Origin of the sequence: Paraburkholderia sp. D15, from assembly GCF_029910215.1 — a bacterium.
In the GTDB taxonomy this organism is placed as follows: Bacteria; Pseudomonadota; Gammaproteobacteria; order Burkholderiales; family Burkholderiaceae; genus Paraburkholderia.
Genome location: NZ_CP110396.1, coordinates 728,031 through 749,004 on the forward strand (window position 1 = coordinate 728,031; position 20,974 = coordinate 749,004).

General features: G+C 64.7%; 21 protein-coding genes. 9 read left to right on the forward strand and 12 right to left on the reverse strand.

Features of this window, described 5'->3' with window-relative positions:
• Positions 1 to 158: 158 nt before the first annotated feature.
• Positions 159 to 2,612 (reverse strand): glycogen/starch/alpha-glucan phosphorylase, encoded by a 2,454-nt coding sequence (locus tag LFL96_RS23040; protein WP_281003009.1) that lies wholly within the window; start codon positions 2,610 to 2,612, stop codon positions 159 to 161.
• 653 nt (positions 2,613 to 3,265) lie between these two features.
• On the opposite strand from LFL96_RS23040, the gene LFL96_RS23045 reads away from it, so the two are divergent.
• Positions 3,266 to 4,633, forward strand: a complete 1,368-nt coding sequence (locus LFL96_RS23045) for an MFS transporter (protein ID WP_281003842.1) — start codon at positions 3,266 to 3,268, stop codon at positions 4,631 to 4,633.
• Between the two features lie 128 nt (positions 4,634 to 4,761).
• Here LFL96_RS23045 and ltaE read toward each other — a convergent pair whose 3' ends face one another.
• Positions 4,762 to 5,769 (reverse strand): low-specificity L-threonine aldolase, encoded by a 1,008-nt coding sequence (gene ltaE, locus LFL96_RS23050; protein WP_281003010.1) that lies wholly within the window; start codon positions 5,767 to 5,769, stop codon positions 4,762 to 4,764.
• A 182-nt stretch (positions 5,770 to 5,951) separates the two neighbouring features.
• Complete coding sequence (locus LFL96_RS23055; protein WP_281003011.1) at positions 5,952 to 6,749, reverse strand: peptidoglycan DD-metalloendopeptidase family protein; 798 nt, start codon at positions 6,747 to 6,749, stop codon at positions 5,952 to 5,954.
• Positions 6,750 to 7,064: 315 nt separating this feature from the next.
• On the opposite strand from LFL96_RS23055, the gene LFL96_RS23060 reads away from it, so the two are divergent.
• A complete protein-coding gene (locus LFL96_RS23060) occupies positions 7,065 to 7,385 on the forward strand; it encodes a hypothetical protein (RefSeq protein WP_281003012.1) in 321 nt (106 codons plus the stop codon).
• A 195-nt stretch (positions 7,386 to 7,580) separates the two neighbouring features.
• Here the strand turns inward: LFL96_RS23060 and LFL96_RS23065 are convergent, their stop codons facing one another.
• The 7 genes from LFL96_RS23065 to LFL96_RS23095 all read right to left on the reverse strand — a co-directional run bounded on the left by LFL96_RS23065 (position 7,581) and on the right by LFL96_RS23095 (position 13,105).
• Positions 7,581 to 7,907: a DUF4148 domain-containing protein gene (locus LFL96_RS23065; protein WP_281003013.1), complete on the reverse strand. Its 327-nt coding sequence runs from the start codon at positions 7,905 to 7,907 to the stop codon at positions 7,581 to 7,583.
• 363 nt (positions 7,908 to 8,270) lie between these two features.
• The gene (gene gndA / locus LFL96_RS23070; protein ID WP_281003014.1) at positions 8,271 to 9,680 is read right to left on the reverse strand and encodes an NADP-dependent phosphogluconate dehydrogenase; all 1,410 of its coding nucleotides are present in this window, start codon (positions 9,678 to 9,680) and stop codon (positions 8,271 to 8,273) included.
• Between the two features lie 147 nt (positions 9,681 to 9,827).
• Positions 9,828 to 10,448 carry a DUF938 domain-containing protein gene (locus LFL96_RS23075; RefSeq protein ID WP_281003015.1) on the reverse strand — a complete coding sequence of 207 codons (621 nt, stop codon included), beginning with the start codon at positions 10,446 to 10,448 and terminating at the stop codon, positions 9,828 to 9,830.
• A gap of 6 nt (positions 10,449 to 10,454) precedes the next feature.
• Positions 10,455 to 11,060, reverse strand: a complete 606-nt coding sequence (locus LFL96_RS23080) for a pyridoxamine 5'-phosphate oxidase family protein (protein WP_281003016.1) — start codon at positions 11,058 to 11,060, stop codon at positions 10,455 to 10,457.
• Between the two features lie 24 nt (positions 11,061 to 11,084).
• Positions 11,085 to 11,957, reverse strand: a complete 873-nt coding sequence (locus LFL96_RS23085; RefSeq protein WP_281003017.1) for an NAD-dependent protein deacetylase — start codon at positions 11,955 to 11,957, stop codon at positions 11,085 to 11,087.
• Between the two features lie 50 nt (positions 11,958 to 12,007).
• Positions 12,008 to 12,250: an oxidoreductase-like domain-containing protein gene (locus tag LFL96_RS23090; protein ID WP_281003018.1), complete on the reverse strand. Its 243-nt coding sequence runs from the start codon at positions 12,248 to 12,250 to the stop codon at positions 12,008 to 12,010.
• 120 nt (positions 12,251 to 12,370) lie between these two features.
• The gene (locus LFL96_RS23095) at positions 12,371 to 13,105 is read right to left on the reverse strand and encodes an SDR family oxidoreductase (protein ID WP_281003019.1); all 735 of its coding nucleotides are present in this window, start codon (positions 13,103 to 13,105) and stop codon (positions 12,371 to 12,373) included.
• Positions 13,106 to 13,392: 287 nt separating this feature from the next.
• Here LFL96_RS23095 and LFL96_RS23100 point away from each other — a divergent pair, with 287 nt between their 5' ends.
• Positions 13,393 to 14,253 carry a polysaccharide deacetylase family protein gene (locus LFL96_RS23100; protein ID WP_281003020.1) on the forward strand — a complete coding sequence of 287 codons (861 nt, stop codon included), beginning with the start codon at positions 13,393 to 13,395 and terminating at the stop codon, positions 14,251 to 14,253.
• A 132-nt stretch (positions 14,254 to 14,385) separates the two neighbouring features.
• Here the strand turns inward: LFL96_RS23100 and LFL96_RS23105 are convergent, their stop codons facing one another.
• Positions 14,386 to 15,795, reverse strand: coding sequence for a DUF2252 domain-containing protein (locus LFL96_RS23105; protein WP_281003021.1), 1,410 nt, complete (start codon positions 15,793 to 15,795; stop codon positions 14,386 to 14,388).
• On the opposite strand from LFL96_RS23105, the gene LFL96_RS23110 reads away from it, so the two are divergent.
• From LFL96_RS23110 to LFL96_RS23130, 5 genes are all read left to right on the forward strand, one after another.
• A complete protein-coding gene (locus tag LFL96_RS23110; RefSeq protein ID WP_281003022.1) occupies positions 15,794 to 16,171 on the forward strand; it encodes a hypothetical protein in 378 nt (125 codons plus the stop codon). The two genes, LFL96_RS23105 and LFL96_RS23110, sit on opposite strands and share 2 nt — an antisense overlap.
• Positions 16,172 to 16,251: 80 nt before the next feature.
• A complete protein-coding gene (gene motA, locus LFL96_RS23115; protein ID WP_281003023.1) occupies positions 16,252 to 17,130 on the forward strand; it encodes a flagellar motor stator protein MotA in 879 nt (292 codons plus the stop codon).
• 14 nt (positions 17,131 to 17,144) lie between these two features.
• On the forward strand, positions 17,145 to 18,134 hold the full coding sequence (motB, locus tag LFL96_RS23120; protein ID WP_281003024.1) for a flagellar motor protein MotB: 990 nt from the start codon (positions 17,145 to 17,147) through the stop codon (positions 18,132 to 18,134).
• 91 nt (positions 18,135 to 18,225) lie between these two features.
• The gene (locus LFL96_RS23125; protein ID WP_281003025.1) at positions 18,226 to 18,909 is read left to right on the forward strand and encodes a Pr6Pr family membrane protein; all 684 of its coding nucleotides are present in this window, start codon (positions 18,226 to 18,228) and stop codon (positions 18,907 to 18,909) included.
• 262 nt (positions 18,910 to 19,171) lie between these two features.
• The gene (locus tag LFL96_RS23130; protein WP_281003026.1) at positions 19,172 to 19,459 is read left to right on the forward strand and encodes a CsbD family protein; all 288 of its coding nucleotides are present in this window, start codon (positions 19,172 to 19,174) and stop codon (positions 19,457 to 19,459) included.
• 63 nt (positions 19,460 to 19,522) lie between these two features.
• Here the strand turns inward: LFL96_RS23130 and LFL96_RS23135 are convergent, their stop codons facing one another.
• Positions 19,523 to 19,759 (reverse strand): hypothetical protein, encoded by a 237-nt coding sequence (locus tag LFL96_RS23135; protein ID WP_281003027.1) that lies wholly within the window; start codon positions 19,757 to 19,759, stop codon positions 19,523 to 19,525.
• A 372-nt stretch (positions 19,760 to 20,131) separates the two neighbouring features.
• Here LFL96_RS23135 and LFL96_RS23140 point away from each other — a divergent pair, with 372 nt between their 5' ends.
• Positions 20,132 to 20,968 carry a 2Fe-2S iron-sulfur cluster-binding protein gene (locus LFL96_RS23140; RefSeq protein WP_281003028.1) on the forward strand — a complete coding sequence of 279 codons (837 nt, stop codon included), beginning with the start codon at positions 20,132 to 20,134 and terminating at the stop codon, positions 20,966 to 20,968.
• Positions 20,969 to 20,974 lie beyond the last annotated feature (6 nt).

Sequence of the window (20,974 nt, forward strand, 5' to 3'; positions counted from 1 at the left end):
AAAGCGAAAGGCCCCAAAGTAGTCTCTGGAGCCTAGCGCCGGCCGCGTAGTCGCAACCCATTTGTCTAGCAACCATAGCGTGGCGAATGGGAGCGCGTCAAGCATGCGCCACGTGACGCTTCATCCCACTGCCAGCATCAACCGCGCAAGTTCACCCCTCACTTGATTTCGAGCGGATTCACATGCCAGATCTCGCGCGCATATTCGCCGATGGTGCGATCCGACGAAAACTGCCCCATACCCGCGACGTTTTCAATCGCGCTTTCCGCCCACGCGCGTTTGTCGACAAAGCGTGCATCGACTTCGTCCTGCGCTTTCGCGAACGCCGCGAAATCGGCCAGCACCATGTAGTGATCGCCCCAATCCACCAGCGTGTGGAAAATGTCGGAAAAGCGCAGCGGATCGTCCGGCGAGAAAAAGCCCGTGCGAATCTGGTCCAGCGCCATGCGCAATTCCGCGTTCTCTTCGTAGATCTGCCGTGGCCGGTAGCCGGTCGCGCGCAGGCTATCCACCTCATCAGCGGTATGGCCGAAGATGAAGATGTTCTCGCGTCCCACCGCGTCGCAGATTTCGATGTTGGCGCCGTCCATCGTGCCGATCGTCAACGCGCCGTTCAGCGCGAGCTTCATGTTGCCCGTGCCCGACGCCTCCGTCCCCGCCATCGAAATCTGCTCGGACAGATCGGCCGCCGGAATGATCAGCTCGGCCACGCTCACGCCATAGTTCGGCACGAACACCACCTTCAGACGATCGCCGATCAGCGGATCGTGATTGACCTTCTGACTGACATCGCCGATCAGCTTGATGATCGTCTTCGCCATCCGGTACGCGGACGCGGCCTTGCCGGCGAACATCACCACGCGCGGCACCCAGTCGCGTTCCGGATTCTCGCGAATCTGGTTGTAACGCACGATCACATGCAGCACGTTCAGCAATTGCCGCTTGTACTCGTGAATGCGCTTGACCTGTAGATCGAACAACGCATCCGGATCGAAGTGCAGTTTCGTATGCTGCGCGAGCCGCTGCCCGAGACGGATCTTGTTCTGCCGCTTCGCCTCGCGGAAAGCATCGATGAATCCGCTGTCGTTGCGCAGCGCGCGCAGCTGTTCCAGTTCGAACAGATCGCTGCGCCAATGCTTGCCGATCTGCTGATCGATCAGCGACGACAGCGACGGACTCGCCTGCGCAAGCCAGCGGCGCGGCGTGATGCCGTTCGTCATGTTGGTGAAGCGCTCCGGATAGATGCGCGCGAAATCCGCGAAGATGTCACGCGTCATCAACTGCGAATGCAGCTTGGACACGCCATTCACCTTGTGGCTCGCGACGATCGCCAGATACGCCATGCGCACGCGCCGCTGCCCATATTCGTCGACGAGCGAAATGCGGCGGATCATCTCGCCGTCGTGACCCGACTGCTCGCTGACGTGCTTGAGAAACTGCGCGTTGATCTCGAAGATGATTTCGAGGTGACGCGGCAGCAAGCGCGCGAGCATCTCCACGTCCCACGTTTCGAGCGCTTCGGGCATCAGCGTGTGATTCGTGTACGAGAAAATTTTCGTCACATGCGACCACGCCTTGTCCCACGGCAGATGATGCACGTCCACCAGCAGACGCATCAGCTCGGGAATCGCCAGCACGGGGTGCGTGTCGTTCAGATGCACCGCCACCTTCTCCGAGAAGCGGCCGAACGTGCTGTGCGTGCGCTGGTAGCGGCGGATCAAATCCTGCATGGTCGCCGACACGAAGAAGTATTCCTGGCGCAGCCGCAGTTCGCGGCCGGCCGGCGTCGAGTCGTCCGGGTACAGCAGGCGCGACACGTTCTCCGACATGTTCTTGGTGTCGACCGCGTTGCGGTAGTCGCCGCGGTTGAACGCGCCGAGATCGAGTTCCTCGGTGGCACGCGCCGACCACAGACGCAGCGTGTTGGTCGCGTCGGTCGCGTAGCCGGGAATCACGGTGTCGTACGCGGTCGCGTTCACATGCTGCGTGTCGATCCACTCGACATGCTCGCCACGCTGCACCGTGCGGCCGCCGAAGTGCACCATGTACTTGATCTCGGGCCGCGGAAATTCCCACGGATTGCCCGCGCGCAGCCAGTAGTCGGGCGCTTCGACCTGCTCGCCGTCGACGATCTCCTGGCGGAACATCCCGTACTCGTAGCGGATGCCGTAGCCGAAGCCCGGAATGCCCAGCGTCGCCATCGAATCGAGGAAACAGGCCGCGAGCCGGCCGAGGCCGCCGTTGCCGAGCGCGGCATCGGGCTCGATATTGATCAGCATGTCCATGTCGACGCCGAGGCTGGCCAGCGCCTCCTTCATCTGATCGTGGATGCCGAGTGCCAGCAATGCATTCGTAAACGTCCGGCCGATCAGGAACTCCATCGACAGGTAATAGACGCGCTTGACGTCCTGTTCGTATTGCAGGCGCGTGGTCTTCATCCAGCGCGCGACCAGCCGGTCGCGCACCGCAAGCGCGGCGGCGTGCAGCCAGTCGTGCGGATGCGCGGTGACGGCGTCCTTGCCGACGCCGTACATCATGCGATTGGAAATTGAGCGCCGTAGCGCGTCGACGGTACTGTTGAGCTGGTCGAATTCCAGATCGACGGTTGTCATCGAAGCCTCCGGTTAAGAGCGACGCGACAGGCGCGAACCGCACAGGTGACGGACGGGAGGCGCGTGCCGGTCAGGCGGGTTAAGAAACAGAGTAGGACATTTTACGGCCACCGGACACCGGCGAACGCGAGCGGAACCAGACGCACATGCCATGCCCGACGCTGCACGTTGCGATGCGGGTTATGCGCACGCGGGCGGTGCATGCCGCGATGGGCGGGCACTGCCCGCGTGCATGAACTCGCCAATCGGGCGAGCGTGCGGCGATCGTAAAGAATCTGAACGTGATTCAAGGTCATGACGAAGGTCACGAATGTCGTGCCTCGTCGGCCCATTATTTTTTCTACGCATGACGTGCGGATGAAGCAGTGGGTCCATCGGATGCGTGGTCAAATCGGCTCGCCTCATCTGCGCAACAGGTGAATGGAAAGCGTTGTGACAGCGCAAGCGCCGCGCAGTTCGGAGACGCGTGACGGGGCTGACCGTTAGTTGCCTTGAGACTGACGCGAGACGTACGCCTGAAGGCGCATCGCCCGCCCGCTCGTCAGCACGTTTTCCATGTCTCTGTAACAATTCACCGGACCACCCCATCGACTATCCCGACGAGCACCGCGTTGTCCGACAAACCCAGCATCCCCTTCCCCGCCGACGGCCCGATGTCCGCCGCCAACCGCCGCGCGATGGCCGCGATCATGCTCGCGGTCGCGCTCGCCACGCTCGACACCGCGATCGCCAACACCGCGCTGCCCGCGATCGCGGCGGATCTGCACGCAGCGCCGGCGGCGTCGGTGTGGATCATCAACGCATACCAGCTCGCCATGGTCGCGACGCTGCTGCCGCTCGCCGCGCTCGGCGACATCGTCGGGCACCGGCGCATCTATATCGGCGGGATCGCGCTGTTCACGCTGGCGTCGCTCGCCTGCTCGCTCGCCTCGACCCTGCCGATGCTCGCCGCCGCGCGCGTGCTGCAGGGCCTCGGCGCGAGCGCGATCATGAGCGTGAATACCGCGCTGATCCGCTTCCTGTACCCGCCGCATCGGCTGGGACGCGGGCTCGGCACCAATGCGCTGATCGTCGGCGTGTCGTTCGCGGTGGGACCGACGGTGGCGTCGCTGATTCTTTCCGTCGCCACGTGGCCGTGGCTGTTCGCGGTGAACGTGCCGCTCGGTCTGCTGGCGCTGACCTTCGCGTGGCCCGCGCTGCCGCACACCGAGCGCGGCACGCATCAGTTCGATCCCGTCGCCGCGCTGCTCAATGTGATCACGTTCGCCGCGCTGATCTTCGCGCTCGGCGAGGCGGCGCAGCGCGAGCCGGTGCAGTGGGTGCTGTGCGCGGCGGCGGTCGCGCTGGTGTTCGGGCTGCTGCTGATCCGCCGCGAAGCAGGCCACCCGGCGCCGATGCTGCCCGTCGATCTGTTCAAGCGGCCGGTGTTCGCGCTGTCGGCGGTGACCGCGGTGTGCTCGTTCGCCGCGCAGGGCCTCGCGTTCGTGTCGCTGCCGTTCTACTTCGAGGACGTGCTGCATCGCAGCCAGGTGGAAACGGGCTTTCTGATGACGCCGTGGCCGGTCGTCGTGGCGCTCGCCGCGCCGCTGGCGGGCAGGTTGTCGGATCGCTATCCGCCGGGTTTGCTCGGCGCGATCGGGCTGGCGGTGATGTCGGCGGGTATGGCGTCGCTGGCGCTGCTGCCGGCGCATCCGCATGTGCTCGACATCGGCATTCGCATGGCGATTTGCGGCGCGGGCTTCGGCTTCTTCCAGTCGCCGAATCTGAAGGCGCTGATGGCGAGCGCGCCGCCGGAGCGCAGCGGCGGCGCAAGCGGCATCGTCGCGACCGCGCGGCTGCTTGGGCAAACCACCGGCGCGGCGCTGGTCGCGTTGAGCTTCGGCATCGCGGGCCGGCATGGTCCGACGCTGGCGCTCGGCGCCGGCGCTTTCTTCGCAGGCGCCGCGAGTCTGGCGAGCGGCTTGCGATTGCTGGCGCCGTCGCATCGGGCCGGGACGCCGGCGAAAGCGGCCGTGAAATGAAGCCGGAATGCGGCGACCAGGTTGCCCCTTGAAACGCAAACGGGCGCGCTGCGAAAACAGCGCGCCCGTTTGCGTTATACGGCGATGCGATTTGATGCGATCGATGAGCGACCGGTCCGCTCATCCGCCTAGTTCGCGGCGAAATACCCCTTCACCGCGCCGATGAACGTATCGATATCCGCGCGCGACACGTCCTTGTGCGTGACGAAGCGCGACGCGTACAGCATCTGCGTGAGAATGCCGCGTTCCTTGAGCCACGCTTCGAGCGGCGCGCAATGCTGCTGCGGAAACTGCGCGAACACCATGTTGGTCGCGACCGACTGCACCTTCACTCCGCCAATGCCCTCCAGCCCCGCCGCCAGATGCGCGGCGTGCGCATGGTCGTCGGCGAGACGCTCGACGTTGTGATCGAGCGCATACAGACACGCGGCCGCCAGCACCCCGGCCTGCCGCATGCCGCCGCCCAGCACCTTGCGCCAGCGGTGCGCAACGTCGATCAGCGCCTTGCTGCCGACCAGCACTGATCCGACCGGCGCGCCCAGCCCCTTCGAGAAGCACACCGACACGGAATCGAACGGCGCGCACAACGCCGCGACCGGCGTGCCCGACGCGACGGCCGCGTTGTAGACGCGCGCGCCGTCGAGGTGCGCCGAGAGTCCGTGACGACGCGCGAGCTGCACGGCTTCGTCGACGTAAGCCGCCGGCAGCACCTTCCCGCCAATGGTGTTCTCCAGCGCCAGCAGCCGCGTGCGGGCGAAGTGGTCGTCGATCGGCTTGATCGCGGCGGAGATTTTCTCGAGCGGAATCGAACCGTCCGGCGCGTTTTCGAGCGGCTGCGGCTGGATGCTGCCCAGCACCGCCGCGCCGCCGCCTTCGTATTTGTAGGTATGCGCCAGCTGGCCGACGATGTATTCGTCGCCACGCGCGCAGTGCGCCATCAACGCGGCCAGATTGCTTTGCGTGCCGCTTGGGAAGAACAGGCCTGCTTCCTTGCCGGTGCGCTCGGCGAGCGTGGCCTGCAGACGCAGCACGGTGGGGTCGTCGCCCCAGACGTCGTCGCCGACTTCGGCGGCCGACATGGCCGCGAGCATCGCCGGGGTCGGACGGGTTACGGTATCGCTGCGCAAATCGATCATGGTGTGTCCCTGTGCGTCTCGTCTATGGATGACAGCCTGTGCCAGACGGCGGCGACGGAGCAATGCGACGCCGGCTGGTGAGCCACACAGTGTATTCAATTCAGGCGGCGCTGAGAAACGCCGTTCAAAATCCGCGCCGCCTGAGATCAGGCCGAACTCAGCCTGAGTTCAGCCGCCCGGCGTCATCCGCCCGACTTCGGCAGCCATGCGAGCGGATCGACCGGCTGGCCGTTCTGACGCACCTCGAACTGGATCGACGCGACGCCGCGGCTATCCACCCCCACTTCGCCGATGGTCTGCCCTTGCGCGACCGCGTCGCCTTCCTTGACGAGCAACGTGCTGTTCTGACCGTACGCGGTGATCAGCGAATCGTCGTGCTTGATGATGATGAGCGGCCCATACGCCTCGATGCCGCTGCCTGCGTACACCACGCGACCGGTGGCGGCCGCCTTGACCGGATCGCCCGGCCGGCCGCCGATCACGATACCGTTCGATTTGCCCGGCGCGAAATTCTTCAGGATCGGCCCGCGCAACGGCCATTGCAATACGCCCGGCTGCGGCCCCGCCGACGCGACGGACGGATTCGGCGTCCCATTCGGCACCGCCTGCGCCGAGGCGCCCGGCGCGCCGTTCTGGCCGATGCCGACCGGCGGCGTGACGACGCTGCCGGAGGCCATCGGCGGCGACACTCGCAGCACTTCGCCGGGGCTGACCGCGGCGTTGATCGGCAGACCGTTCCACGACGCGATGTCCTGCGTCTTGCGGCCATACGCCGACGCGATGGCGGGCAGCGTATCGCCGGGGTTCACCCGGTAGAAACCGGCCGGTACGGGAACCGTGTTGAGGGTTGTCGGACGGGAGGGCGCGCTGCTGTAGAACGGCGTGCTGTCCCACGGCATCGTGGTGCAACCGCCGAACAGCAAGCCCAGCGCGGCTGCGGCCAGCAACCGTGATCCCGTCAAAGGCCATTCTCTTGTCATGTGATTTTCCTCGACACTCTGGTTCAATCGGATTCAATCAGCCCCAAGCATTTGCCATGCCGCGAGCGGCGCCCTTCCGGCGACGGTCGAAGCACGCTGGACACCGGACGGCACGGCATTTTTGCGCTGGCCCTATTATAGGTCCGGCGGCCGGCGGAGACCGTCGGCGAGGCGGCGCCGGTCGGCCCAGTGGCGCTTTGACGCTATGCTTTCCGATTCATGTGACCATTGAAACCACGCGGCCCTCACCTATACTCAGTCAACCTGCGCGCAGCGCGCCGAACGACCATGCCTGGAACCTGCGAGGAGTTGGGGATGAACAAAGCCACCTTTCTGGCCGTGCAGTTGAACGTCGACGACATTACGGCATCGCCCGGTCTGGTCGAACTGCTGAATACGCATCTGGTTTTCGCCGCCGATGTGGCCGAAGCCGCCGACGCGCTGGTGCAACTAGCCAGCATCGCGGGTTTGTCGAGCGGTGTGGAAGCGAGCGTGGAAATTCCCGCGCTGGCGATCGAGCGGCTGCGCGAGGCGCTCGACAACCTCAGCGGCTACGACGAATCCTGGCTGCTCGCACTCGAACCGAGCCGCGCGTTGTTCGACGAGATTGGCCGTCGGCATCGCTCGTTGCATTGACCGAAGAATGAGTAGCGCGAGGGCGCGAACGAACGCATCACGCAACGCCAGCGGGACCACCACAGGACACCGCCCGTAAACGACAAAACGCCGTCCGGTTCGACCCGGACGGCGTTTTCATTTGCTGCGCCTCGATCGATCCGACCGAGACATTCGGCGCGACCGGTCTACTCCCGGTCGCCGCGCGACTGGCAATTAGTTGCCGAAGTACACCGAGTTGCGATCGTTGCCGTGCAGCGGGCTACCCGATTGCGACGTACCCACGGCCGGCGAACCGTAGCCGCTGTTCGCAGCCTGGGCGGTGCCGTTCTGCGCGTCGACGCGAGCTTGCGCGGTTTGCAGGTTTTCCGGGTAGTTGATGTGATCGCCCACCGGGTTGTAGCCGGCCTTTTCGAGTTGCACCAGTTGCGAGCGGACTTCGGCGCGGGTCAGCGGCTGGTTCGACTGAGCGAACGAAACGGCGGGAGCGGCCAGAGCGGCGATGGCAACGGTAGCGGCAACTGCAGAGATAAGGGATTTCATGATGTAAACCTCCAGAACTTGTTGTTAATGCGCGTTGGACTTGTTGTTCCGTAGCGCTTAATGAGAAGTTTAGGAGCGTCGACATCTAGGGGAAACCCCTAAAACGACGAAACTCTATTTCGAATTTCGCAACAGTTTTCGTTGTACGGGGCCGCCAACCTATCTGATCAATAGCTTTCAGCAATAATTCATCGCGCTGAAATTTTTACTGCATTTCAAACACTTGCCGCCCGCGAATGGCAAATCGAGCGGCCGGCGACCCGGCGGCTGGCGTTCCAGCGGCCGGCGATTCGGCGGCCGCCGATCCGGCGGCCGGCGCACCGCGCCAGCACCCGCCGGACCGCCCGATTCAAACGCCCGCGCTTAGCTCCAGTTCGCGTGGAAGCTGCCCGGCTTGTCGATGCGCTCGAACGTATGCGCGCCGAAGAAGTCGCGCTGGGCCTGCACGAGATTGGCCGGCAGACGCTCCGAACGATAGGCATCGAAATACGCGATCGCCGACGCGAACGCCGGCACCGGCACGCCCGCATTCACCGCCGCCACCACCACCTCGCGCAACGCAGCCTGGTAGTTCTTCGCGATGTCGCGGAAGTACGGATCGAGCAGCAGATTGGCGATCGCCTTGTCCTTCGTGTAGGCGTCCGTGATCTTCTGCAGGAAGCGGGCGCGGATGATACAGCCGGCGCGGAAAATCTTCGCGATCGTGCCGTAATCCAGATCCCACTTGTACTCTTCCGACGCAGCGCGCAGTTGCGCGAAGCCCTGCGCGTACGAGATCACCTTGCTGAAATACAGCGCACGGCGCACCGATTCGATGAAAGCGTCGCGCTCGGCGCCGAGCGGCTTGGCCTGCGGCCCTTCGAGCACCTTGCTTGCGGCCGCGCGCTGCGTTTTCAGCGACGACAGCACACGCGCGAACACCGCTTCCGTGATCAGCGGCAGCGGCGCGCCGAGGTCGAGCGCGTTCTGGCTGGTCCATTTGCCGGTGCCCTTCTGCGCCGCGCGATCGAGAATCACGTCGACCAGATCCTTGCCGGTTTCATCGTCTTTCTTGCCGAAAATCTTCGAGGTGATTTCGATCAGATAGCTGTCGAGTTCGCCCTGATTCCACTCGGTATAGACCTTGCCGAGTTCTTCGTTGGACAGCCCCACCACCTGCTTGAGCACTGCGTAGCTTTCGGCGATCAACTGCATGTCGCCGTATTCGATGCCGTTGTGCACCATCTTCACGAAGTGGCCGGCGCCGTCCGGTCCCATGTAGGCGACGCACGGTTCGCCGTCCGGCGCCTTGGCGGCGATCTCGGTGAGGATCGGCGCGACCAGGTCGTACGCGTCGCGCTGGCCGCCCGGCATGATCGACGGGCCTTTCAACGCGCCTTCCTCGCCGCCCGACACGCCCGTGCCGATAAAGTGCAGGCCGGACTTCGCGAGGTCCTGGTTGCGGCGGATCGTGTCGGTGAAATGCGTGTTGCCGCCGTCGATCAGGATGTCGCCCTTTTCCAGCAGCGGCTTCAACTGATTGATGGTGGCGTCGGTGCCTTCGCCGGCCTTGACCATCAGCAGAATACGGCGCGGTTTTTCCAGCGACTCCACGAATTCTTCCAGCGTGAAGGCCGGCACCAGTTTCTTGTCCGGATATTCGGCGATGAGTTCGTCGGTTTTCTCGCGGCTACGGTTGTACACCGACACCGCGTGGCCGCGGCTCTCGATGTTGAGCGCCAGATTGCGGCCCATGACCGCCAGCCCCACCACGCCGATTGCCTGTTTGCCCATGTGAATTCTCCAGAGTCCAATAAATGACGGGACGTCGCGCCGGATAGAAACGTGGGCGGGACGTCGAGGGTGAAAGAATAAAAGAAATGCCAACTCGCCGCTCGGTGGCGCGCAGCGTGCGTCCCAACCGGCCTGCTTCTCGACCTGCTACGCGGCCTGTTTCCTGAATACCAGGCTGAAGTTATTGGCCGGCATCGCGACCGGCTCCTCGCAGACCAGCCCGGCCGAAGCGCCCAGCGCGATCACCGTCTCCATGTCGCGCACGCCCCATGCCGGGTCGCGGCTGCGCAGTTGCTGATCGAACGCTTCGTTGCTCGGCGCGGTATGCAGGCCGCCGCGCCGGTATGGGCCGTACAGATACAGCACACCGCCATCGTGAAGACGCCGGGCCGCGCCCGCGAACAGCGCCTCGGTCGCGCTCCACGGCGAGATGTGAACCATGTTGATGCAGATGACCGCGTCGAGCACGTCCACGCCCCAATCCGTTCGATGCACGTCGAGCGCCAGCGGTGCGCGCAGATTCGGCAAGCCGCTGTGCGCGATCCATGCGGCGATCGACGCGCGCGCATCCGCGTCGGCGTCGCTCGGTTGCCAGTCGAGACCGGGCAGCGCGCCGGCGAAGCAGACCGCGTGCTGGCCGGTGCCGCTCGCGATTTCGAGCACGCGGCCGACGGCCGGCAAGGCCTCGCGCAACACGGCCAGGATCGGCTCGCGATTGCGTTCGGCGGAGGGCGAGCGTTGCCGCAGCGCGAAGTGAGGGTCGGTCATGATCGTTCAGTAAAGCGTGGTATGCACCCGCTCGGCGAGCTCGCGGTCGTAGCTCGCCGCATCGAAATGCGCGCCGTTGATGCGCTGATGCATCTGCCCTGCGCTTGGCAGGCGCGAACGCTCGACATGACGCGACGGATCCCACAGTTTCGAACGCACCAGCGCTTTCGAACAATGAAAATAGACCGCTTCGACGTCGATCAGCAGCACGGTGCGCGGCAGTTTACCTTCGACGGCGAAACTGTCCAGCCATTTGTCTTCGTTGGTGATGCGCCCGCGGCCATTCACCCGCAGACTTTCGCCGACACCCGGGATCACGAACAGCAACGCCAGTTGCGGTTGCACGATCACATTGCGCAGACTGTCGATGCGATTGTTGCCCGGGCGATCCGGCAGCGCGAGCGTATGCTCGTCGATCACGCGCACGAAACCGGGCGTATCGCCGCGCGGCGAACAGTCGAGCCCTTCGGGCCCGGCCGTGGCGAGCACGACGAACGGCGCGACTTCGATGAACGCGCGGTAGTCTTCGTTGATGTACGGAATCTCCTTGCGTACCGCGCGTTCCTGCGGCTGGCCATAGATGGCTTCGAGTTGTTCGATCGTCGTCAACATCGGCGTTCCCTTCGGTTTATCGAATTACGGCTCCAGCGCGAGCCGCCCGGCCAGCGCGGTCAGCGTGTCGGCGCACGGCGCCGCGAGTTTCAGCGACAGCAGCGGATCGGCGCGCGTGCGTCCGAGATTGATCGCGGCAATCGGCTTGCCCAGCTTCTGCGCCCACACGCAGAAGCGGTAGCCTGAATAGACCATCAGCGAGGAACCGGCTACCAGGACCGCGTCCGCGGCGTCGAGCGCATGCGAGGCCGCCTCCACGCGCTCGCGCGGCACGCTCTCGCCGAAGAACACCACGGCGGGTTTCAGCAGGCCGCCGCAGTTCGAACAGGCCGGCACGCGAAACGTATCGAGCGCGTGCCATTCGAGATGCGCATCGCCATCCGCCGCGGTTTCCGCGCTGACGTTCAGCAGCGCGGGATTGTCGGCTTCGAGCGTCTGCTGGATCGACGCGCGCGAATGCTGCATCCCGCAATCGAGACACGTCACGCCGTCGATGCCGCCGTGCAGCTCGATCACGTTGCGGCTACCCGCGCGCTGATGCAAACCGTCGACGTTCTGCGTGACCAGCGTCGGCACATGACCGGCCGCTTCGAGCCGTGCGAGCGCGACGTGCGCGGCATTCGGCTGCGCGTTCGCGACCACCGGCCAGCCGACCATGCTGCGCGCCCAGTAACGCTGACGCATCGCTTGCGTGCCGAGAAATTCCTGCACGGTGATGGGCGGCGAGCGCTTCCATTCGCCGTTGTCGTCGCGATAGCCGGGAATGCCCGAGTCGGTGCTGATGCCCGCGCCGGTCAACACGAAAAGGCGCGGATGACGCTGCACGAAACGATGCAGGTCGTCGAGCGTGTGCGGGTCGCTCTGGAGATCGGAAGACGCGGCTTGAGGGTCGGTCATGACGAAAGCGGTGGAGTCTGGGCCTGTGGGTGGAAGCCGGTGCGGGCAATCTATCCGGACTTGCGGCGCGGATGCGTGCCGGCGCGAGCCTTGCGGGACACGGGCGGCGACGCGTCGGCAAGCTGTCTCGCCTGTCGCGCCTTCCACTGCGCCAGCGCGGCTGCGTAGCGTTCGAGCGCTTCGTCGTAGAGATCGAATACGCAAGGGTTGCAGCCGCTGTGACAACAATCGTCGAGATCGGGTTGCACGGGTGGGACTGGCTGCGGGTCGTCGCTGGGTGGGGCGCTTGACACGGCGAATCGCTGTCCGTCGAGGAAAGTGCCCAGTATAGGTTGAAGTCCTGTGTGAAGGTGTGACAGCAGGCGGGCGACGCCGCAAGTCTCGCCCGCTACCGTCTTCGCCGCGCCAACGCGTCAGCCGCGTCCCACGAACGGCATCTTGCTCGCCATGATCGTCATGAACTGCACGTTCGCCGACAGCGGCAATCCGGCCATGTGCAGCAGCGCGTCGGCAACGTGCTGCACATCCATCAGCGGTTCGGCGGCGATCTCGCCGTTCGCCTGCGGCACGCCACGCGCCATCCGTTCGGCCATTTCCGTTGCCGCGTTGCCGATGTCGATCTGCCCGCACACGATGTCGTGCTTGCGGCCATCGAGCGACACGGCCTTGGTGAGCCCGGTGATCGCATGCTTGGTGGCCGTGTACGCGATGCTGTTGGGCCGCGGCGCGTGCGCCGAGATCGAACCGTTGTTGATGATGCGGCCACCGCGCGGCGTCTGCGTTTTCATCAGACCGAAGGCCGCGCGCGTGCACAGGAACACGCCGGTCAGATTGGTATCCACCACCGAGCGCCATTCGTCGACATCGAGTTCGTCGATCTCCACGGGCGAGCCGTTGCGACCCGCGTTGTTGAACAGCAGATCGAGCCGGCCGTATCGTGCGCGGATCGTGTCGAACAGGGCGGCGACGCTGGTGGCATCGGTGACGTCGCAGGCTACCGCAAGCGCGTCGCCATTGAAACGCTGGGCTTCGGCCGCGAGCGCATCGAGCGGCGCCTGACGGCGGCCCGCCAGTACGACGCTGTAGCCATGTTCCAGCAGCTTGAGCGCGCACGCACGGCCGATGCCGCTGCCCGCGCCGGTCACCAACGCGACTTTCCTGTCTTGTGTTGAAGTTACCGCTTTAGTTTCAGTTGCCGTCTTATTTACCGCTTCGTTTACCGTCACGACTCATCTCCTCGGTATATATCGCCATCCCATTGCCACGATTCGGACAATCAGTCCACACCACCGTCTTTCATCACGCTTTCACGCCCACGGATCCCGCCTATAACCTGTGTCGCTTCATGCATCGATGGTATCGTTCGCTGTTCCGCGCCGCACGCGCGACTCAAGCCCTTCCCTGGACGGAGGAAGGCAGACCGGAAGTACGCTTTATGACTGAACATCCCTCGCCGCCCAACGCCGCGGCTCACGCTGTGTCCACGCCGACGCGCTGGCCGCGCACCGGCTATCCCGCGATGCTCACGGCCACCGCCGTCTGGCACGTCGTCGTGCTGGCCGGCTGGCTGGCGAAGCCGGCCGCGTGGCCGTGGTGGCTGGCCGCGATCTTCGCGAATCACGCCGTCTTCACGATAGCCGGCCTGCTGCCGCGCACCTCGCTGCTCGGCCCGAACTGGACGCGCCTGCCCGACAGCGCGCGCAATGCCGACGCGATTGCGCTGACCATCGACGACGGTCCCGATCCGCGCGTCACGCCGTTCGTGCTCGATCTGCTCGACACGCTCGGCATCCGCGCGACGTTCTTCTGTATCGGTTCGAAAGCGCAGCGCTATCCGGACCTCGCACGCGAAATCGTGGCGCGTGGTCATGCGCTCGAAAATCACTCGCAGGTCCATGTGCATACGTTTTCGGTGTCGTTCCCGGGCACGCTCGCGCGCGAGATCGGCGCCGCGCAACGCACGCTCGAAACCTTGAGCGGCGAACGGCCGCTGTTTTTCCGCGCGCCGGCCGGCTTGCGCAACATTTTTCTCGAACCGGTGCTGCGCAAACTCGATCTGCGTCTGGCTGCATGGACACGGCGCGGCTACGACACGCGCGAGCGCGATCCGGACGCGGTGACGCGGCGCCTGCTCGACGGCCTCGCCGCGCGCGACATTCTGCTGCTGCACGACGGCAACGCCGCGCTCACGCGCGATGGCCTGCCGCTCATTCTCGCGGTGCTGCCGCGCCTCGCCGAAGCGGCGCGTGCGCAGCAGCTGCGTTTCGTGACGCTGCGCGACGCGCGCGATACGTGATGCCATGCGTGATGCCATGCGTGACGCGATGCGTGATGCAATACAAGCGGCGGCCGTGAAGCGCACGACGCGCACGACACGCACGCCGCCCGACGCTGAAAGCCTGAAGCCGCGTCCCCCCATCCTCATCCGCTACACGCGGAAATCCGCCGCCATATCCTCTTCGGTACGCGCATCGAGCTCGCCGTTACGGCAGGCCTTGAGAAACACGTCGTAATCGCGCTCGACCTGATCCGCGTAAGCCATCGCGTACCCGGTCAGCGCCTCCGCGAACTGATCGCCGCGCCCGATATACGCGCCGATCTCGATCGCCTGACCGCTCGCCTTCGCATGCGCGCGCGCCATGATCCAGCCGCACAGGCGCGCGTAACCTTCGAGCAGATCGGTATCGAACAATTCGATGTTCGCCGACAGCTTCATGTCGCGCAGCTGGCGGAAATAGAAATGACGTCCCGACGGCCCCGTCGCCCAGCCGAGAAAAATATCGCTGGCGGCCTGCAATAAGCGCTGGCCTGCCACCACGCGTTGCCCTTCATGCTTCTGCGCCGGCGCCTTGTGATACTGCGCGATCACCGACTTGCGCGCTTCCTTGATCTGGATGAACAGCGGCTTGCCCATGTGATCGACATTGAGCAACACGAGGCAACGCGTGCCGACGCTGCCCACGCCCACGACCTTGAACACGAGATCCTGCGCGGTGAAATGACCGAGCAGTTCGCGCCGGTCGTGCGACAACGTGCCCAGATAACCGGTCCACATGCGTTCGATCAGCGTGCGCCAGTTGCCGATGGTGAACCAGTCGTCTTCCTCGGCGAACAGCGTGTTCGCGCCGTGCACGTGAAACAGCGCCGGCGGCGCGTCGCGAATCGTCCACGTCTCGCCGTCGAACTCGGCCATTTTTTCGAGCAGACTTTCGTGCGTGCGGCCCGCCGCTTTCTCCATGCCACGACGCACCGCGCGGCGGCGCTCCGGCGTCAACGCGGTTTCCGCCATCAGGTCGAAGGTAATGCGGTCGTACCAGAGTTCGAGCGCGCCGCATTGCGCGTATTGCGCCATGCGATCGCGGTAGGTCGTCACGGCCGTCATCACCAGATTTTCCGCCGTACCGCGGCTCAAGCGCATATGACGCGCGGCCACCACGAAGCTCGCCGTCAAGCGCTTCAGATCCCATTCGAAAGGACCGGTCGCCACTTCGTCGAAGTCGTTCAGGTCGAACACGAGCTGCCGCTCGGGCGTGGCGAAGCCGCCGAAGTTCATCAGATGCCCGTCGCCGCAGATCGTCATGGTGAGGCCGGTGTCCTGCACCTTGCTGAGATCGTGCGCCTGCAGGATCGCGGTGCCGCGAAAGAAGGTGAACGGCGAGACGGCCATGCGCCCGTAGCGCAGCGGCACGAGATTCTCGACCCGCCCCTCGCTGCTTTGCCGAAGTAACGCCACCGGGTCGCGGTGCAGGTCGCCGACCGCTTTATGGCTCGATCGTTTCGAGTGTTCGCGGGCGGCACGGCCACGGGCCTCCCGTTCGGCGATGGTGCTGGCTTTCATGCTCTTCTCCGGTTGTGTGAGTCTTCACGATCATCGGTTACAGAGACTGCTGCTGCGGGCACGGCAAGGCGGAACGTCCGGCGGGCGAAGCGGCCAGGAAAGGCCGTCGTCACGAAGCGGTAGCCATGCTAGCAGACCGATCGGTAAAAAGGTGGCGCTACGCGTTTTGCATGCCGCTTTGCTTCCTGTTTTGCTTCCTGCTAAGCATGCCGCGACAGGACCGGTTGCGGCCGCAACCATCGTCCGCACGCGGGCATATTTACCGGAAACACATGAACAAACTAACTATCTGGTGAATTTTCGTTATTTGATGGAAACCCGCACTTCAGCAAGAGGGATTCGAGCCGTTTACCAGTACATGCAAAACTTTTCGTGACGTGCGAAAAACCCCTTTAAATAGGGCCTGTTCTGAGCGAGTGTGTTCGCTCCGCGGCACGCGAAACCATCGGAGAAAGTATGTTTGTTGCAATCGGCTGGGTGCTGGTCCTGGGTTCCGTGATCGGCAGTTTCGTCGGCGTGGGTGGGCATCTGCCGGCACTCGTACAGCCGTTCGAACTGCTGTGTATTTTCGGCGCGGCAATCGGTGCGTTCGTGGTGAGCAACCCGACCTCGACACTGAAGAAAACCATCAAGGCGCTGCCCTCCTGCTTCAAGGGCGGCGGCTACACGAAAGAGAAATATCTCGAACTGATCGCGTTGCTGTACGAGCTGCTGCAGAAGGCCCGCAAGGAAGGGATGATGTCGCTCGAAGCCGACGTCGCCGCCCCCGAGGAAAGCGTGATCTTCCAGAAGTACTCGCACGTGCTGGAGGATCATCATCTGCTCGACTTCATCGTCGACTATCTGCGCATGATGTCCGGCGGCAACGTCAACGTGCTCGAAGTGCAGGACCTGATGGATGAAGAGCTGGCCACGCATCACGCGGAAAGCTCGGTCGCGGCCAACGCGATCCAGAAGATGGCCGACGGCCTGCCTGCCTTCGGTATCGTCGCCGCGGTGATGGGTGTGGTCCACACGATGGGTTCGGTCGGCGCGCCGCCCGCCGTGCTCGGCGAGATGATCGCCGGCGCGCTGGTCGGCACCTTCCTCGGCATTCTGCTCGCGTACGGTTTCATCGGCCCGGTCGCCGATCTGCTGAACGCGAAGGGCCGCGCCGAAGCGAAGCCGTATCAATGCGTGAAGGCGGTGCTGCTCGCGTCGCTGTCCGGCTACGCGCCGCCGATCGCCGTCGAGTTCGGCCGCAAGGTGCTGTTCACCGCGGATCGTCCGAGCTTCCAGGAACTCGACGACGCCGTGCGCGCCACCAAGATGCCGAAGCCGGCATCGGCCACCTGACGCGGAGCGGCATCATGAGCGAAAGAAGATCGCGCGCGTCGCAACAGGTGGAGACGCCTGCGCCGGTCATCGTGCGCCGCTCGCGCAAGGGCGACGATCACGGCGCGCATCACGGAGGCGCCTGGAAGATCGCGTATGCCGACTTCGTCACGGCGATGATGGCGTTCTTCCTGCTGATGTGGCTGCTCGGCTCCACCTCCAAATACGACAAGCAGGGCATCGAAGATTACTTCAACACGCCGCTGTCGAGCCTGCTCGGCGGCAACGAAGGCAGCGCGGCGGCGCGGCCGAGCGTGGTGCAAGGCGGCGGCCGCGACATTTCCGACACGCGTCCGGGCGACGGCAAGAAAACCCAGACGCAGCCGACGCCGCCCGCCACTGTCGCGCCGACCGTGGCGCCCGCGGACGCGGCCCGTCTCGAACAACTGAAGGCGAAGCTCACCGCGCTGATCGAACAGAGCCCGACGTTGAAGGCCTTCAAGGATCAGATCCGTATTTCGATCACCAACGAAGGGCTGCGCATCGAGATCGTCGATTCGCAGAACCGGCCGATGTTCGCGTCCGGCAGTTCGAAGCTGCAGCCCTACGCCGTGACGATTCTCACGCAGATCGGCGCGGCGCTGAACGACGTCGACAATCGCATTTCGATTGCCGGTCATACCGATGCGGTGCCGTACACCGCCGGACCGGAAGGCTATTCGAACTGGGAGCTGTCGTCCGAACGCGCGAACGCCGCGCGCCGCGCGCTGGTGGCGGGCGGCATGCACGGCGAGAAGCTGCTGCAGGTGCGCGGTCTCGCGGACGTGCTGCCGCTGAACAGCCAGGTCGCTGATGAGCCGACCAACCGGCGCATCAGCATTCTGGTGCTGAACAAGGCGGCGGAACTGGCGTTCTTCCACGACGGCGGCCGCACCTCGATCGACGAAGCGACGCCGGCGAGTTCGGCGATTCCGGCGGTCGTGCAGCGTCTGCAACCGGTGACCGGCTCGCATAGCACGCCGTAATACCGGCAGGGGTCGCGTATGCCGCGACTTGAGGGCGAGCGATCGATAACGCACACTTCGCGGCCACGGTGGCGCGTATAAAATCGATCGCATGCGCCCTGCTCTTCATTCGCAACGGGAGCCCGATCTTCCGCTGCATACGCCCAGTGTTTCGTCGGTGACGTTAGCGGCGATCATTGCGTTCATCGCGTGGATCGCGATTGTCGCGCTCGCCGAAGCGACGTTGTACCGCACACTCGCGCGCGGTCTGAGCGTGCTCGACGGGCTGGCCCGGATGAGCAGCTATCTCACGAATCTGACGGTGCTCGCCTGCGCGGTCTGTTTTACCTGCGTGGCGCTGCGCACGCGCGGTTCGCCGCTCGCGCGCTTCTTCCGGCAGCCGACCGTGATCACCGCCGTGGTCGGCTACATGGTGTTCGTCGGCATTGCGTACAACGTGCTGCTGCGCGGCTGGTGGACGCCGACCGGCTTCCGGATGCTGCTCAACGAATCGCTGCACAGCATCCTGCCGATGCTCTGCGCGCTCTACTGGATCCTGTTCGTGCCGCGCTTCCAGTTGAAATGGCGGCATTGCCTGCTATGGCTGGTGTATCCGCTCGCCTATCTCGCGGTGACGTTTCTGCGCGGCAGTCTGTCCGCTTTCTACCCGTACTACTTTCTCAACGTCGACCGTCTCGGCGTCGCGCATGCGGCGCTCAATTCCGCGCTACTGTTCGGCGGCTTCCTGATGCTGATGGCGGTGTTCGCCGGCATCAATTCGCGGCGAAGGCGCTGAGATGGGCATCGAGGTTCGAGACATGCATTCAGGTGTGTCTCGAATCCGACGCCGCCTCGACGCCATGACGCCTCGACGCCATGACTCTCTGACGCGCGCAACTCCACGCACGCTCCACGTCCCCAATTCCCAGGCTCGCTTCTTGCGCCCCACCAGGTGGACGCGCGCCGCCCATCGCGGGACGGTTCGCGCGAAAGCCTGCGTGACGGCGTTGCCTCGGCAAACGCATCGCGCGTAAATATGACAACGGGAGCAAATACGTATGGACACCAATTCGGCAGCGACCGCGGCAGAAGGCGCGGTCAACGAAGTCGCGGGCAAGGTTCAGGGCGCGGTCGGTGACGTGCTGGGCGACACCGGCACGCAACTGGCCGGCAAGGCGCGCGAACTCACCGGCAAGGCGCAGCAGCTTTGCGCGAACACCACCAGCCTCGTGCGCGAGACCACGGCGGAAAGTCCGTTCACGGCGATGGCGGTCGTCGCGCTGGCCGGCTTCGTCGCCGGCGCATTGTGGGCGCATGGCGGGTCCGATCGCGATTCGCGTCGTTAAGAAATCGCATCGTCACAGAACGCGAGTCGCCAGGCGACCGACGTGACCCGGCCCTCGCCGAATTTATCCCTTCGGCGCAGGGCCATTCAAACTCGAATCGCACCACTCGACCGCCCACGACATCGCACACGCAATGGCATCGCCCTCGCTCGCGAACCCGTCGATGTCACCGGAGTCGTGCGACTGCGCATGTTCGCTTCTGCGCGGCGCACGCGTGATCTTCGCCCTTGCGTAAAAGAGGCCGTCCTCCGCGTGCCGCGCGCGGCAGTCGATATGGAAATGCCGGTAATCGAACTGCATGAACCCTCCTTTGACAAGCGCTTTTCCCCAGGCTTACACGCTGCCTCCGTCGACTCGCCCCGAATCAGCACAGTCCATACCCGCCGATTCAAAGCCGAATCCGCAAAACTGTACTGTGCGAACCGATAGGCATGCCGGACAGACTCGCCCCGGCGTTCGATGCCACGGACCCCGGCCGCCTCGCCAGCGCATCATCAAGTCAGCGCCAGGTTAACGCCGCCAAGATTCGCTTTGCCGTTCGCGTACTTTTTGAATAACGTTGTAGCCACAACGGCATCCAAATTGCTGTGTGAAATCCGTTGGAGCGCGACGCTTCGGATCTCGACGCTTCGCCAGCCTGCATTGACCTTTCAATGGAGTCAACAGAACGTCATGTCCACGCATACCGAACGTCCCGATTCGAGCGACGCGTCCACCTCCACGCCCGAACATCCCGAGCATCCGTCGCGGCGCCGCTTTCTGCAGTCGGCCGGCGCGGTGGCGGCGCTCGGCGCCACCCCGCATCTGCGCGCGCAGACCCAGACACCTGCCGCGCCGCCCGTGCAAACGCGGCAAGCGGTGCCGCCACGTCCGGTCACGCTGACCGTGAATGGCCGCGCCTACACGCTGCAACTCGAACCGCGCGTCACCCTGCTCGACGCGCTGCGCGAATACGCGGGCCTGATGGGCACGAAGAAAGGCTGCGATCGCGGGCAATGCGGCGCGTGCACCGTCCTTGTCGACGGACGCCGCATCAACGCCTGTCTGACGCTCGCGGTGATGCACGAGGGCGCACAGATCACGACGGTCGAGGGGCTCGCCAGCAACGACATGCTGAGCCCGATGCAACGCGCGTTCATCGAGCACGACGCGTTTCAGTGCGGCTACTGTACGCCCGGGCAGTTGTGCTCCGCGACTGCCCTGCTGAACGAATTCCGCAACGGCACGGCGAGCGCGGTCACCGCCGACGTGCGCAGCCGTCCCGCGCAACTCTCCGACGCCGAGATCCGCGAGCGCATGAGCGGCAACATCTGCCGCTGCGGTGCGTACGTGAACATCGTCGCCGCCGTGCACGCGGTACAGAACGGCACGGTGGGCCAGAGTGCCAATGCGGCGGCCGCAGCGGTCGCGGTTACGGTTGCGGTTTCAGCGGATACGGCTTCGATTGCGGCGGCCAGCGTCGCCCACCCGGCGCCAGAAGACCACTCACCCACCCACCGCCACGCCTGACGGAGC